Origin of the sequence: Thalassotalea atypica (genome assembly GCF_030295975.1) — a bacterium.
Taxonomy (GTDB): Bacteria; Pseudomonadota; Gammaproteobacteria; order Enterobacterales; family Alteromonadaceae; genus Thalassotalea_F; species Thalassotalea_F atypica.
In genome coordinates this window covers 760,063-775,860 of sequence record NZ_AP027364.1, presented here as the reverse complement: position 1 = coordinate 775,860, position 15,798 = coordinate 760,063, and the positions used below count along the sequence as shown (strand labels likewise).

Genomic DNA, 15,798 nt, shown 5'->3' with positions numbered 1-15,798 from the left:
AGTTTACAGTAGCCAAAACTGACCATAAAAGCAATGAGCCATCTATGACTCATTGCTTTATTTTGACTAAGAGTTCTTCTTGTAGCCTTGTGTAGCCCGCGCTAGTTTTTTCTGTTCGGTAAAGCTAAGTTTTTTCTTTCCTGAGAACGGATTTGATGTTTCTTTAAACTCAATTCTAATCGGCGTCCCCATGATTTTTAACGACTTTCGATAGTAGTTCATTAAATAACGTTTATACGATGGCGGCAGGTGCTTAGCCTGATTACCGTGTATGACAATAATCGGTGGGTTATAGCCGCCTGCGTGAGCATACTTCAACTTAATGCGACGTCCATTGTGCATAGGCGGTTGGTGATCAAAAATAGCCATGTCTAATATTTTGGTGACCATTGACGTAGAAATACGCTTAGTTGCTGACTCAAACGCTTCTTCAACTGATTCAAATAAATGGCCAACACCTGTTCCATGCAATGCAGAAATAAAGTGAATACGGGCAAAATCAATAAAACCAAGGCGACGATCAAGCTCTTTATGAATTCTATCTTTAATTTCCTGATCAATACCATCCCATTTATTCACCGCAAGCACCAAAGAACGACCCGACTCCAAAATAAAGCCCAGCAAACTTAAGTCTTGATCGGTAATACCTTCACGTGCATCTATGATCAATAAACACACGTTGGCGTCTTCAATCGCACGCAATGTTTTAATTACTGAGTATTTTTCAACAACATCAGTAACATTCTTACGACGACGAATACCCGCCGTATCAATTAACGTATATTCACGTTCGTTACGCTCCATTGGAATATAAACGCTGTCTCGGGTCGTACCTGGCATATCGTAAACAACCACGCGCTCTTCGCCTAAAATACGATTGGTGAGTGTTGACTTACCCACATTAGGCTTACCAATGATCGCCAATTTGATTTTATCACTTTCAAGCGGTGCATCTATGGTGCTCTCATCGAATTCAAATTCATCAGACGCGAACTCATCGTTTTCTTCATCGTCTTCTTGGCTTTGCCCTAACGCTTCAATATGAGGTGTTAACGCTAAGGTTAAGAGCTGTGTCACACCGCGACCATGCGCCGCTGCAATTTGGTGTACATCGCCTAAGGCGAGTTGATAAAATTCAGCCACTGCAGAATCTGCGTCGATACCATCAATCTTATTAGCGACCAAAAATACTTTTTTGTTTTGCTTACGTAAATATTCAGCAATTGACTGATCGGCTGAAGTTAATCCTGCGCGTGCGTCAACTAAAAACAAAACAGCATCAGATTCATCAATAGCTGCTAGCGATTGCTCAGCCATTAACGCATCGATTCCTTCTTCATCACCATGGATACCACCAGTATCGATCACAATGAATGGATTTTCTTCTACTTCCGCCTGCCCGTATTGACGGTCACGGGTTAAGCCCGGATAGTCGGCCACGAGCGCATCTCGACTACGAGTTAGACGGTTAAATAATGTTGATTTTCCTACGTTGGGACGACCAACAAGTGCTACGACTGGCAGCATGATTACCTCATTAACATAAACAAACAACGGCCCCTATCACTAAGTATAGGAGCCGTTTTAAATAGTATCCGTTTAAGTGCAATTAAAAAGGCAATGCCTTATAAATCACTTAAACGCGAAGCACCCTATCAATTAAGGTGTTTTAATCGCCTGCAAATCACCGTCACGTGACTGAGAATATAGAATATTCTCATTCACAGTTGGTGTTGCGTGAATGCCACTACCATCAACTTCATGACGTGCGACAATCTCTCCTGATTCTCTAGAAATCCAATGTAAATATCCTTCAAAATCACCGACAACCACGAAGTCATCAATAACTGCTGGTCCTGTCACACCGCGGTTAGTCAGTGATAGGTTGCTCCATTTTTCTAAACCGTTAATACGGTCAATGGCAAATACATGGCCTTTCACGTTAGTCAGATAAATGGTATTACCATCGATGCTGATTTGACGATATGAAGAATATTGGCGCTTCCATAAAGTACGACCATTTCTAATATCAACAGCCGCTAAATTGCCTCGTGACGATACGGCATAAACTTTATCACCGTAAACCACTGGCTCTGCATCGACATCAACCACACGCTCCAACTCAGTTGAACCAGTAGCCTCTCCTAAAGGAGCTGTCCAGCCTTGTTGGCCTTTTTCAAGCATGTAAACAGTAAGGTCACCCGAAGAGCTACCTAAAATAACACCACCACCAGAAATGGTCGGGGCACTAATACCACGTAATGACAAAGGAGGAACGTCTTGATCGATTTTCCATAACTCTTCACCATCTGTCGCATTAAACGCCTTTAATACCCCAGATGCACTATTAACCACCAAAATACCTGAGTCGAATGCCGGTCTAGCGATAATTTCACCTTTGACCTTGTTGCTCCATGACATTTCACCTGTTTCAGCATCAAATGCAAAAATTTCACCATTTTCGGTGCCAACAAACACTTTGTTAATTGCAGCAATTGGGCCGCCAGAAACTAATGCTGATTTTTTATTATCAAAAAAACCAGTTTCATCATTTACATCACTTAAATCAATCGACCAAACAGTATCACCAGTTTCAGCATTTAACGCGATAAGTTCACCATCGCGGCTCGCCGAGAATATTTTTCCATAGGCAGAAAATGGCTTGATTCTCGAAAAGTAGTGACCAACACCATCTCCGACACTTTTTTCCCATATAACTTTGGGTTCAAACAATTCTTGAATGTCTGTTAGCTCTGCGACTTTTATACTCTCATCTTCTTCATCATCAGTTGATGAACATGCCAATAGCATTGAGCTAAGCAAAACAGCGAGTGCAATTTTTCCGTGATGTTTTAATTGTTTTAATTTTTGCACACTAAGCCTCGTTACTTCGGTAAATTTACGGTTACAGCTAAATCGTCTAACTTCATTTGTAAATTAGGGCTAGTTGTTAATCCACCGGCATCTATGGCTGCTTGAAATGCGTTGCGTGCTAGGTCTTTTTTCTCTTGCATCACATAGACGTCACCTTTGGTTTCTTCGAACAGTGCATTAAATGCGACTGGCACCTGAGCTGATAACGTCGTTAACGCTTGTTCAAGTTCGCTAAGCTCAATTTGTACTCGCGCTAAACGAATGGTAGCTAACGCCTTAATTTCTTCAGAAGGTGCTTTCTCAACCGCCGTTTTCAAATGAGATGCAGTGGCATCCCAGTCTTGCTCATTTGCCGACTCTTTTGCTAGTGCTAATGCGGCTAACGATGCGTAGCTGGATTCGCTGTTAGCAGCAATGAATTGCTCAGCATCTGTCTTAAACCCTTGAGTATCTGTGACCGCTTTTTCTAATACCTCTTGGAAGGCATCTGCAGTTGCCAGCTCTGAATCAAGCTTGGCTTCTTGGTAGTAGTTATAACCTACAAATACAGCTAATCCAGCAGCAAAACCACCAATTATGGCATTGCCGTTTTCTTTCCAAAAGCCTTTAATCGCTTCTACTTGTTGTTCTTCTGTTTGATAAACTTCCACAATTAACCCTTAGACTAAATCAGTTAATAAGCTCGCAATCTCTTCGATAGGCAAACTTTGTTGTTCATGCTGGCCACGTAAATACTTCACCGTAATCGTGTTATTGGCCAGTTCATCTTCCCCTAAAATTAGGGCTATTTGCGCGCCAGATTTATCGGCACGCTTCATTTGTTTCTTCATGTTGCCACCACCACAATGACATTGCAGTCTAATCTGTGGCACTTGATCACGCCACTGCTCTGCCAAAATGTTGGCTTTTGCGGCAACATCATCACCTAGCATAATGACATACGCATCTACTTGAGCCCGCACATTATCAGCTTTCTCGAGACTCGTCATCATAAGTACTAAGCGTTCGATTCCTAGTGCAAAACCAAAACCAGGCGTTCCTTTTCCACCTAATTGCTCCACTAGGCCATCGTAACGCCCACCAGCACAGACCGTACCTTGAGCACCTAAGCTGCTAGTTACCCATTCAAACACCGTACGATTGTAATAATCTAAACCACGCACTAATCGGTCGTTTAGCTGGTAATCAATGCCTGCACTGTCTAATCGTGCACACAATGTTGAAAAGTGCTGTTTGGTCTCGTCGCCAAAGTAATCACTTAATTTCGGTGCATCAACTAATACCGCTTGCACGTCCTTATTTTTACTATCAAGTACGCGCAAAGGATTCGAATACATTCGGCGCTGACTATCTTCATCAAGCTTATCTTTATGTAGCTCTAAATAAGCAACTAATGCATCACGATAATCATTACGCTCGTCGTTTGAGCCTAAAGAGTTAAGCTCTAACGTGACGTGCTCGTTAATGCCAAGCTCTTTCCATAACCGCGCAGAAAGCATGATCACTTCAGCGTCTATATCTGGAGTTGCAATACCAAAGGCTTCAATACCAAATTGGTGAAACTGACGGTAACGCCCTTTTTGCGGACGCTCATGTCGAAACATGGGCCCCATATACCAAAGACGTTGCTCTTGGTTGTACAATAACCCATGTTGATTGCCCGCGCGGACACAGCTCGCCGTACCTTCTGGTCGCAAGGTTAAACTGTCACCATTACGATCATCAAAGGTGTACATTTCTTTTTCAACAATATCAGTAACTTCGCCAATAGAGCGTTTGAATAAAGCAGTTGATTCGACAATCGGCATGCGAATTTCGGCGAACCCGTAATTACTCGCAACGCGTCGTAACACTTCCTCGACCATTTGCCAGACATTGGTTTGTGCTGGAAGGCAATCATTCATGCCTCGTACTGCCTGTATTGCTTTACTCACTAAAACTGCTCTCTTGTGATCAAAATTAAACGGCGCATTATAGGCAGAATTGGATAAAACGTAAACTCTGCAAGCACCTGTGGTTACATTATTCCACTTCTTTTACATCGATTTGATTGTTTTCATCCATCAACTTCGCTTTTGAGCGGATTTTTTGCTCAAGTTGGTCGACTAAATCGTTATTATCAAATCGTTCTTTTTGTCGAACACCGTCAAGGTAAAAACCACTTTTTTTACTGCTGCCTGTTAAACCTAGATCGGAAACCGTCGCCTCACCAGGACCATTAACGATACAACCAATAATGGAAACATCCATTGGCGTTACGATGTCTTCAAGGCGTTGCTCTAACGCATTGACGGTGCTGATGACATCAAACTCTTGACGAGAGCAGCTTGGGCAAGCAATAAAATTGATACCACGACTGCGAATTTTTAATGATTTTAAAATATCAAAACCGACTTTGATTTCTTCTACCGGATCAGCGGCCAAAGAAACACGTAAGGTATCGCCAATCCCTTCAGAAAGTAACATGCCTAAGCCAATTGCCGATTTGACCGAGCCAGAGCGTAAACCTCCTGCCTCGGTAATACCTAAGTGCAATGGATTATCGATTTGCGCAGCTAGTAAACGATAAGCACCTACAGCTAAAAAGACATCAGAGGCTTTAACACTGACTTTAAAGTCATGAAAATTCAACCTATCAAGTATGTCAACATGGCGCATTGCTGATTCAAGTAATGCTTCAGGCGTTGGCTCAGTATATTTTTCTTGAATATCTCTTTCTAAAGAACCGCCGTTCACGCCAATGCGGATCGGAATATTTTTGTCGCGTGCAGAAGCAACAACCGCTTTAATGCGATCTTCATTGCCAATATTACCTGGGTTAATACGTAAACAATCAGCGCCATATTCAGCCACTTTTAGCGCGATGCGATAATCAAAGTGGATATCTGTCACTAATGGGATATCAACTTGCTGCTTGATTTGCTTAAATGCCTCAGCAGCGTCCATGGTAGGTACGCTCACACGAACAATGTCGGCACCAACCGCTTCTAGCGCTTTTATCTGGGCAACGGTAGCAGCAACATCTGTCGTTAGCGTGTTGGTCATTGATTGCACTGATATCGGTGCATCACCACCAACGGGGACATTACCAACCATGATTTGACGAGATTTGCGACGGATAATAGGGGATTCTTTAAACATAGTATTTCAATTAAGATTCTGGTGTTTCAGGTAAAATAAATTTTGCAATATTGCCAGTGTTGTATTTACTCATATCAACCACTCGACCATTAAAGTTTATTGCAACTAATTCAGGTTTGCCGACGGTAATGTTAAACGGCGGAACACCATTTAATTCCATGACATAACCTGCTTTTTTGATGCCATAGGCGATACGCTCACCCGTTCCATCTTGAATATTAACCCAACAATCACCCGCGAATGTAAAAATGGCCCGAACGGCAGGCAAAGCATTTGTCGGCACTTCTTGTTGAATAACATTACTTGTAGGTGCTGTTATCGATGCACGTTGCTGAGTTTCCTCTGTGAGTACTCCTTGCTCACCTGAACGGTCCATAATGTTGAGTTCAACATTGGTGCTATCAGGTCCTTCAGCAATGGTTACGGGATCGGATTCGACCTCTCTTGTATTTGCAATAACCTCAGTACTAAGCTCTGGTTCCATCACTTTTCCGGTGACATTATTAGTACTTCGCACGGTTTGGATATCTGAAATCAGTACAGCTTTTTGATTATTAGCATCCTGAAAATAATAAACAATCGTCAATGCAATCAACACCAATACAATAAGGTAACTTAACCACATAACTCTTGAATGCTCGGCTTGCTTTTCTGTAATTTTAGAAAAACTCTGCATTTTGCTGCCTTGTTGCTTAGCAACATCTAATGCATCATAGCTTGATAACACATCATCAACACTAATTTCAACTAACTTGGCATAGTTGATCAAATAACCCCGTGTAAAGGTTTCAGGTACTGATTTATCAAAGCGATCTGCTTCTATATCTTTTACTTGGCAGACACGAAAATTCAATTTTTCGGCAACGTTTTCCGCACTGAGATTCATTTTAACTCGGGCTTCTGCAAGCATTAAGCCAGGGCCAATAGCTTCAATGTTGTCCGTCAGCTCATTTGATGCTTTTTTACTCATGATTAGGTTTATTCATTCCCAACAGCAAATGGGCGTGGATCCGCAAGGTAAATTTTGTCACCAACGCGCACCAAACTTCGTTCATCTAACTTGTTCCACTCTTTTAACGCGTGCAAATGAATGTTGTATCTTTTAGAGACGGTGAATAGATTTTCTCCGTCCGCCATTTCGTGAGTCGGTAAATCTTCAATTTGATGGTATATGACCTCTTGCCTGATCTTTTCAGTCGTATTAGCTTTTGCATTACTGTCAGCGCTTACTATCTCTTCCTGTTGTTCAGAGTCCATAGTAGTAGATAAGTTCCCATCAGTATGACTTTCTAATTGACTCACAAGTTCATCGGTACTGCTCAATGCTTCTACATCATATGGAGTACTCTCTGTTTGTGCATTTTCGGCCTGCTCTAGTGCTAGTTGTTGGTCGTATTCCCTTGATAACTCTGCCAAGGTTTCATCGTTTTCAATCAACGCTTCTGCTTCAGCTAGTACTGCATCAATTGACTCATCACTGAGCATGCCATCATCAAGTACAGGATCTGGTTCAGCCTCGGCATCGTATTCTGAAGCATGTCTAGATATTTCAGCAATCAGAGCATCTGTCGACTGTTGCTCCAATTGTTCGGTTTCATCTGTAATTGACTCCAAATGAGCGATTTGTTGCTCTGCGGTTAGCACTGCACTATCGGTACCACTAGAGTTTTGCTCACTGGCTACAACTTTACTTGATTGTACTTGTGGCGCTTTTAATACCCTTGTAGGTTTTGCTGTTTTAACTACCGGCGGTTGATTTTGTTGCGGCTGCGAGGACGTTGTACCTTGAGTGCTTTCTTTTGGAATAGTGTAAACAGCAGATTGACGTGATTTAGGCTTATATTTTTTCTTTTTTGAAAAAACGATCGGGGCTTTATCTTTATCAGGCGATAACACCACGACACGCTTATTAACTGATTGGCTTTGAGTTTTTGATACCAATATTTGGTATTGAGTTGCTAGGTCATCCGCATCAATTGAGTCTAATCTATTAAGTAAATATTGCTTCGCATGCCAAGAGTCAGGGTACATTTTTACCAGCATAGTACCATAATTATTGGCAGTTCTGGTATCACCTAGCTTTAAATACACTTTGTAAGCAAGCGCCATATATTCAGAGCTGAACCGACGAGACGCTTTCTCAAAACGTTTACCATAATCTTTCGCGGTGACGTATTCACCAATAGCATATTGTAAACGCATCATTTGTAAAAGCGCCGAGCCGCTTGACGGGCTATGGGCGATGGCTTTTTCTAAATAATGTTCGGCTTTTTCAAAGTTAAATGCTTCTAATTGGCATAAGGCAAGATTTTCATAACTTTCCGAGACACGGATATAAGTGGGTACTTTAATCGCTTTGAGAAACTGTACTTCTGCTTCATCCAATCGTTCTTTTCTACATAAAAACACACCGTAATTATTCAAGGTGTTAGCATCATTAGGGTCCAGCGACAACGCATGTTCGTATGATTGAACGGTAAGTGCATCTTCACCAACGGTTTCATAGTAGTGAGCAAAAGCAGAATACACTTGGACCATGTTCGGCGCGTACTTTTTCGCTTTTTCTAGATTAAATTTGGCTTGTGAAGTATTACCCATTTTTAAATAACCTAGACCCAGCGATATGCGCGTTAAGGCAATTTCTGAGTCCGATGATTCATTTTCTAAGACTGGAGTATCATCTTCTTCATAATTTTGAGTTACACAAGCCGACAGAGAAACCATTGCAGTCATTGCAATCAACGTCTTTAAAAATCTTGTCATAATATTTTGATGTCACTTATTAAAATTTATACATCGATGACAACAAGCGACTCAATTCGCTTGTTCCTAAATTTTACGACGCAAATTATTATACTTATTGGTATTTTTTAATTTGAACAAATCAGCAGGTCGTAATTAGCCTACCATTTTTACTGAAATTGACTTGTCTTTCACCTGTTTTTTTTCATTGCTGGTTAAAGTACGTTTAGTTCGGTCTAAAACATCACCTGCTAATTGGCCACAGGCCGCATCAATATCATCGCCGCGTGTGCGTCGTGTTATCACAGTTAAGCCATAAGATTGCAGTACTTTATCGAATCTATCAATACGAGAATTACTCGAGCGTTTATATGGTGACCCAGGATAAGGATTAAATGGGATAAGATTGATTTTACTCGGCAAATCCTTTAGAACACGTGCTAATTCATGGGCTTGGTCTGTACTGTCATTAACATGATCCAGCATCACGTATTCAATTGTTGCCTGTTTGTTTGCTTTAGAGCCTTCCACATAACGACCCGCAGCTGCAATAAACTCTTCCAATGGATATTTTTTATTGATCGGTACAATTTCATCGCGCAAAGCATTGTCTGGTGCATGAACTGATATTGCCAAGGCGCAGTCAATTTTCTCTTTCAGCATATCTAGGGCTGGAACCACGCCTGAGGTACTCACGGTAACGCGACGTTTAGATAGTCCATAACCCAAGTCATTTAGCATGGTGTCGAGTGATGGGATTAAATTTTTCATGTTAAGTAGAGGCTCACCCATGCCCATCATCACAATATTAGTGATTGGTCGAGTGCCTGCAATTCGAGTTGCGCCAATATCGTTGGCTACGCGCCACACTTGCCCGATGATTTCAGACATTGATAAATTACGATTGAAGCCTTGCTGGGCTGTAGAACAAAATGTACATTCTAAAGCACAGCCTACTTGAGATGAGACACATAAAGTGGCTCTTCCATTTTCCGGTATCCACACGGTTTCAACTTCTTGTCCGCCCTCAAGTTTTAGGGCGTACTTAATGGTGCCATCATTTGAAACTTGCTTTTGAGAAATTTCAGGCGCTTTGATCTCACAATTACGTTGCAGTTTTTCACGTAATTTTCTGTTGAGGTTGGTCATTTGTTCAAAGTCATCATAACCAAAGTGATAAATCCATTTCATGATTTGATCGGCACGAAATGGTTTTTCGCCAATAGAGGCAAAGTATTCACGCATCATCTGATGATCAAAATTCAACAGGTTCACTTTAGAAACTGCTTTTGGCTCAGCAGGATTGACAACTTCAGTCACTTGACTCATGTAAATAATTTCTCAAAATAACAAAATTCAAAGGGTGCAAATTGTACACTTTTTCACCAAAAGCGGCAATTCAAAAGACATTATTTGTAACGACATAATATTTAAGTAAAAGCGTTATAAATAACTTCTTAGCGGTTCAAAAAACAAAAGCGCTTATAAAACAAAAGGATTTTACTGAAACCAGTAAAACCCTCTTAATTTTAATTTGAGCTTAAATCAACTCAATAGAGCTGATTTAAGACAAATTAACGAGTGCGCGGGCAAATCTCTTCATCAGTAAAGAAGTAAGCAATTTCACGAGCCGCTGATTCTACAGCGTCTGAGCCGTGAACTGCGTTTTCGTCGATTGAGTTAGCGTAGTCAGCACGTAACGTACCAGCTAATGCTTCAGCTGGGTTAGTAGCACCCATGATCTCACGGTTTTTAAGCACAGCGTTTTCGCCTTCTAATGCTTGAACCATTACTGGGCCAGAAGTCATGAACTCAACTAAAGCACCGAAGAAAGGACGCTCGCTGTGCTCAGCGTAGAAACCCTCTGCTTGTTCTTTAGATAAGTGAACCATTTTTGATGCGATGATAGTTAAACCAGCAGTTTCGAAACGGTTGTAGATTTGACCAATTACATTTTTTGCAACTGCGTCTGGTTTTACGATTGAGAACGTACGTTCAATAGCCATGATAAGCCCTTTTAAATAATTTAAATTAAATTTGGTACAAAATTTTGGCGCGATTATAGACGAAAAAAACACATTTGCCTAATCTTATTCTAGAAGAGTTTAAGAGGCATTTTAGGCGCTTGAATTGGCAGGCTTTAACAAAAAATTAAAGCTATAAAAAAGGCCAGCAATGCTGGCCTAATTCTTAAAACTGATTTCCTGAAGGATCTGAGTCACCTTTCTCGGCTTGAATTCGCATATAAATTTCTTCACGATGCACAGAGACTTCTTTCGGCGCATTTACACCAATGCGTACTTGGTTTCCTTTTACACCTAAGACAGTCACGGTAACGTCGTCACCAATCATAAGGGTTTCACCAACACGGCGTGTTAATATCAACATTCTTCTGTTCCTTTTAATTCAGAAATTAGGTCCACTAATTTTTAAGCTAGTTATTAATAAGTTAGTCTATTTTTTGAGAAACTTCATAAATTAATTCATTAAGTTAAACAAAATAGCTACTTAGGCAACGAAGCTAAATCAAATACCTGATGCAAGCGGGAGATTGCAGTATTCAAATGAACTTCATCTATCACAACAGAGATACTGAGCTCTGAAGTAGAAATCAATAAAACTTTAATTTGCTCTTTGGCTAAAGTAGTTAACACTTCACCGACTAAGCCAGCATAAGCTTTTATTCCTACACCGATAGCCGACACTTTGGCGACATTGGTATGAATTTGGGTATCTTTTATACAGTAATTTTTCTTAAATTTCTGTAATATATTTGTAAGTTTTGTTTGATCCTTGCTGTGGATCACAAATTGGAGGTTTATCTGACCGGCGTTAAGCACGCTTTTATTCAACATTTCCAATTCTATTCCCTGTTCACCGATTAAAGTAAACAAATTGGCCATCGCTATATCACTCTCAATACCGTTGATAATAACCAAGATATCATGTTGATGATGCGCAATACTTGTGATGCCTTGGTTACCGCAAAGTTCCGCAGCGATTGTATCTTTATGTGTCACTAAACTTCCTTCACCTGGCTCAAAACTACTTAATACGCGTATTGGCATGTTATGGCGCAGGCCGTATTCAACTGCCCTGTTTTGAAGCACTTTGGCGCCAAGGCTTGCCATAACAAGTGCTTCTTCAAAAGTCAGCACTTCAATTTTTCTCGCCTGCTCAACCAAACGAGGATCTGATGTATAAATGCCGTTCACATCAGTAAAAATTTGGCATTCATTTGCTTGTACCGCAACCGCCATTGCCACCGCTGATGTGTCCGAGCCGCCACGACCTAACGTGGTAATGTTCGCTTCATTATCCACACCTTGAAAACCGGCAACGACAATCACTTGTTCTTGTTCTAACGCTTGCTCAAGCCTTTTGGTATCAATAGACTCGATACGTGCCCGACCAAAGTGATTATTCGTTCTAATGCCCACTTGATGAGCAAGCAATGAAACTGCTGAAAAGCCTCGTTGAATAAGAGCGATGGTCAATAGCGAAATACTTACTTGCTCACCAGAAGCCATGAGCATGTCTAATTCACGTGTCGAAGGTTGAGCATCCAGCTGCGTTGCCAAAGACACCAAACGATTGGTTTCTCCTGACATAGCTGATAGCACCACAACAACTTGGTGCCCTTGCCTTACCGTTGCTATTACATTTTCAGCGACCGCTTCAATGCGAGCAAGGGAACCGACGGAGGTTCCCCCATATTTTTGTACAATGACTGCCACAAATGCTCAGTGATCTTTAGCTAAGTTTTTCAGTTAACCAAGACTCTACTGACTGTAGTGCCGCAGGAACATTTTCTGGCTCACTGCCACCAGCTTGCGCCATGTCTGGGCGGCCACCGCCTTTACCACCGACTTGTTGAGCAACCATATTGACAAGCTCTCCTGCTTTAACTTGGCTGACTAAATCTTTAGTCACACCAGCAATTAAGCTTACTTTTTGACCTGATGCAGTTGCCAGTAGAATAATGCCAGAGCCCATTTTCACTTTCAATTCATCAACCATGCCGCGTAAGGACTTGGCTTCTACGCCATCTAAATTAGCAATTAGCGCTTTAACGCCATTAATATCAACGGCCTGGCTAACTAAATCAGCACCCGCTGCTGAAGCAAGTTGTTGCTTAAGTTGTGCAATTTCTTTTTCTAATTGCTTAGAACGACTGATCATCTGTTCAACTTTTGACTCCGCGCTGGCAACGTCAGATTTCATCAAACCAGCAATAGACGATAGCGTATTAGCTTGATCATCAACAAAAGCTAATGCTCCTTCACCAGTTACCGCTTCAATACGTCGAACGCCTGCTGCAATGCCTGACTCGGAAGTAATTTTAAATAGGCCAATGTCACCTGTACGCTCTACGTGGATACCACCACAAAGCTCAGTTGAGAAATCACCTAAAGTCACGACTCGCACTTCGTCATCGTATTTTTCACCAAAAAGAGCCATTGCCCCTTTTGCTTTCGCCTCATCTATTTGCATTAATGCTGTTTCGCGCTCAACATTTTGACGAATTTGCGCATTTACTGTTCTTTCTACTTCAGCTAATTCAGCAGCCGTTACACCTTCAAAATGAGAGAAATCAAAGCGTAATTTATCTGGATCGACTAACGAGCCCTTTTGCGTCACATGCTCACCTAACACTTTTCTTAACGTGGCATGTAAAATGTGAGTTGCAGAGTGGTTTTTAATGATTTTCTCGCGGCGAGTCGTGTCAATTTCAGCATTAACACGACGGTTCATGCCGATAACAGCACGAGCAATGCCGTGATGAACAAATGCTTTGCCCACTTTGACTGTGTCGGTTACTTCAAATACGCCACCATCAAGGTGAATTAACCCAGTGTCGCCCACTTGGCCACCAGACTCAGCATAAAATGGTGTTTTATCTAAAATAATGACACCTTTCTCATTTTCATTAAGTTGCTCTACACTGCCTGTTTCATTGAATAACTCAACAACAGTGCTTGAGAATGAATCATTTGTGTAGCCTTTAAAATCAGTCACTTTGTCTGATTTTAATTGCTCGTTATAATCGGTACCAAACTGGCTCGCTTGTTGCGCACGTTCGCGCTGCAAGCCCATAGCCACATCAAACCCATTGTGATCAATTCTTAGCGCTCGTTCACGTGCGATATCAGCGGTCAAATCAGCTGGGAAGCCATAGGTATCATAAAGTTTAAATACGTCATCACCTGAAATTGTATCGCCTTCTAAGTTACTTAGGATATCTTCAAGCAAATTCATACCGCGATCTAAGGTACGACCAAATTGCTCTTCTTCGATGCGTAAGATTTTTTCAACAACTGCTTGTTGCTGAGCCAGCTCTGGGTACGCTTCACCCATTTGTTCAACAAGGGAGGCAACTAATTTGTGGAAGAAGTGAGCTTTGGCTTCTAATTTATGTCCGTGACGAACGGCGCGACGAATAATGCGACGTAATACATAACCACGACCTTCGTTTGACGGCATCACACCATCGACAATCATAAAGCTACATGACCGAATGTGATCAGCGATGACGCGTAATGATTTATGTTCAAGATCGTTACATGCTAATAAATTAGCAGCATCACCAATTAAGCCTTTAAAGATGTCAATCTCGTAGTTGCTATGAACGCCCTGCATAATTGCGGCAATACGTTCTAAGCCCATACCTGTATCTACAGAAGGTTTCGGCAGTTGCTCCATGGTACCGTCTGCGTGACGGTTGTATTGCATGAAAACGAGGTTCCAGATTTCAATAAATCTATCACCGTCTTCTTCTGGCGATCCTGGAGGACCACCCCAGATTTCTTCACCATGATCATAAAAGATCTCTGAACAAGGACCGCAAGGGCCTGTATCACCCATCGACCAAAAGTTATCCGATTCAAATTTCTTACTTGGACTTTTATCACCAATTTTAATGATTTTCTCTACTGGAACACCAATCTCATTGGCCCAGAAATCAAAAGCATCAGTATCAGTTTCATATACGGTTACCAGTAGCTTTTCTTTCGGTAGTTTCAACACGTCGGTGAGGAATTCCCAACCAAAACGAATGGCGTCTTCTTTAAAATAGTCTCCGAAGCTAAAGTTACCTAGCATTTCAAAAAACGTATGGTGACGTGCTGTATAACCGACATTCTCTAAGTCATTATGTTTACCACCAGCACGTACACAACGTTGTGAAGAAGTAGCACGTGTGTAGGCTCGAGATTCAGCACCTAAAAATACGTCTTTAAAAGGCACCATCCCTGCGTTAGTAAATAGCAATGTGGCATCGTTTCCTGGGATCAACGAACTGCTAGGAACGATTTGATGTTGCTTTGAAGCAAAGTAGTTGAGAAAAGCCTGACGTATATCAGCACTGGTCTTAATCATGGTAAAATCCAATTAATCTAAAGTAAGTTCGATTGTCTAATTTGTTGACAATGCCGCCATAATCTCATCATGTGAGAATCCGCGGTATTGTAAAAATCTTATTCTTTTCGCTTTGTCTTTCTGATCGGCAATCGCGCGGCCACCAAATTTTTTGCTATAGGCCAATTCTACTTGCACATACCAATCAATTTCTTGTGACTCCATCACCAATGAAATCGTCGAAGAATCCACGCCTTTTTGTGACAGCTCATTGTTAATATGACGCCATCCATAACCCTTACTCACCTTATTACGAATAACAGACTCGGTGAATCGCTCGTCACTTAGGTAGTTTTTTTCAAGCAAATGTTCGGTGACGATCGCTATATCGTCACGAAGAAACTCACGCGCTAATAGCTTTTGAGTTAGCTCTTTTTGGGAGTGCTCTCGGCGCGATAATAAATGTATGGCCGAATGCAAAACTTCTTTATTCAATTAACAAAAACAAAACGTGCAAAAATATTGGCAAGTATTCTACCCAGAAATAGCGCGCAATACCAACACACATGTGCAAAAGATAGGCGTTAAGGGTAATAATTTAACCTGAAGGGTGAAAACAAAAAAGCCAACAGATTAGTTGGCTTTTTATTCGAGAACAATTATTCGAGAACAGTTATTCGAAGA

13 protein-coding genes are annotated in these 15,798 nt (G+C 41.3%); all 13 read right to left on the bottom strand.

The annotated features are described in order from the left end of the window. Positions 1-66 precede the first annotated feature (66 nt). The 13 genes from der to QUE03_RS03545 all read right to left on the bottom strand — a co-directional run bounded on the left by der (position 67) and on the right by QUE03_RS03545 (position 15,609). Positions 67-1,527 (bottom strand): ribosome biogenesis GTPase Der, encoded by a 1,461-nt coding sequence (der, locus tag QUE03_RS03605; RefSeq protein WP_286265189.1) that lies wholly within the window; start codon positions 1,525-1,527, stop codon positions 67-69. 132 nt (positions 1,528-1,659) lie between these two features. Further along, complete coding sequence (gene bamB, locus QUE03_RS03600; protein WP_286265187.1) at positions 1,660-2,874, bottom strand: outer membrane protein assembly factor BamB; 1,215 nt, start codon at positions 2,872-2,874, stop codon at positions 1,660-1,662. Between the two features lie 11 nt (positions 2,875-2,885). Further along, positions 2,886-3,524, bottom strand: a complete 639-nt coding sequence (locus QUE03_RS03595) for a YfgM family protein (RefSeq protein WP_286265185.1) — start codon at positions 3,522-3,524, stop codon at positions 2,886-2,888. A gap of 9 nt (positions 3,525-3,533) precedes the next feature. Further along, positions 3,534-4,808 (bottom strand): histidine--tRNA ligase, encoded by a 1,275-nt coding sequence (gene hisS, locus QUE03_RS03590; protein ID WP_286265183.1) that lies wholly within the window; start codon positions 4,806-4,808, stop codon positions 3,534-3,536. Between the two features lie 88 nt (positions 4,809-4,896). Continuing rightward, a complete protein-coding gene (gene ispG / locus QUE03_RS03585; RefSeq protein ID WP_286265181.1) occupies positions 4,897-6,015 on the bottom strand; it encodes a flavodoxin-dependent (E)-4-hydroxy-3-methylbut-2-enyl-diphosphate synthase in 1,119 nt (372 codons plus the stop codon). 10 nt (positions 6,016-6,025) lie between these two features. Further along, the gene (locus tag QUE03_RS03580) at positions 6,026-6,985 is read right to left on the bottom strand and encodes a RodZ domain-containing protein (protein ID WP_286265179.1); all 960 of its coding nucleotides are present in this window, start codon (positions 6,983-6,985) and stop codon (positions 6,026-6,028) included. Between the two features lie 8 nt (positions 6,986-6,993). Continuing rightward, on the bottom strand, positions 6,994-8,778 hold the full coding sequence (gene pilW, locus QUE03_RS03575; protein ID WP_286265177.1) for a type IV pilus biogenesis/stability protein PilW: 1,785 nt from the start codon (positions 8,776-8,778) through the stop codon (positions 6,994-6,996). A 135-nt stretch (positions 8,779-8,913) separates the two neighbouring features. Then, positions 8,914-10,086: a dual-specificity RNA methyltransferase RlmN gene (gene rlmN, locus QUE03_RS03570; RefSeq protein ID WP_286265175.1), complete on the bottom strand. Its 1,173-nt coding sequence runs from the start codon at positions 10,084-10,086 to the stop codon at positions 8,914-8,916. A 245-nt stretch (positions 10,087-10,331) separates the two neighbouring features. After that, entirely contained in the window at positions 10,332-10,763 is a 432-nt protein-coding gene (gene ndk, locus QUE03_RS03565) for a nucleoside-diphosphate kinase (protein ID WP_286265172.1), read from the bottom strand. A 184-nt stretch (positions 10,764-10,947) separates the two neighbouring features. Continuing rightward, positions 10,948-11,145 (bottom strand): carbon storage regulator CsrA, encoded by a 198-nt coding sequence (gene csrA, locus QUE03_RS03560; protein ID WP_286265171.1) that lies wholly within the window; start codon positions 11,143-11,145, stop codon positions 10,948-10,950. A gap of 116 nt (positions 11,146-11,261) precedes the next feature. Continuing rightward, a complete protein-coding gene (locus tag QUE03_RS03555; RefSeq protein WP_286265170.1) occupies positions 11,262-12,494 on the bottom strand; it encodes an aspartate kinase in 1,233 nt (410 codons plus the stop codon). 16 nt (positions 12,495-12,510) lie between these two features. After that, positions 12,511-15,135 (bottom strand): alanine--tRNA ligase, encoded by a 2,625-nt coding sequence (alaS, locus tag QUE03_RS03550; protein ID WP_286265168.1) that lies wholly within the window; start codon positions 15,133-15,135, stop codon positions 12,511-12,513. 36 nt (positions 15,136-15,171) lie between these two features. Next, positions 15,172-15,609 (bottom strand): regulatory protein RecX, encoded by a 438-nt coding sequence (locus QUE03_RS03545; protein WP_286265166.1) that lies wholly within the window; start codon positions 15,607-15,609, stop codon positions 15,172-15,174. Between the last annotated feature and the right edge of the window lie 189 nt (positions 15,610-15,798).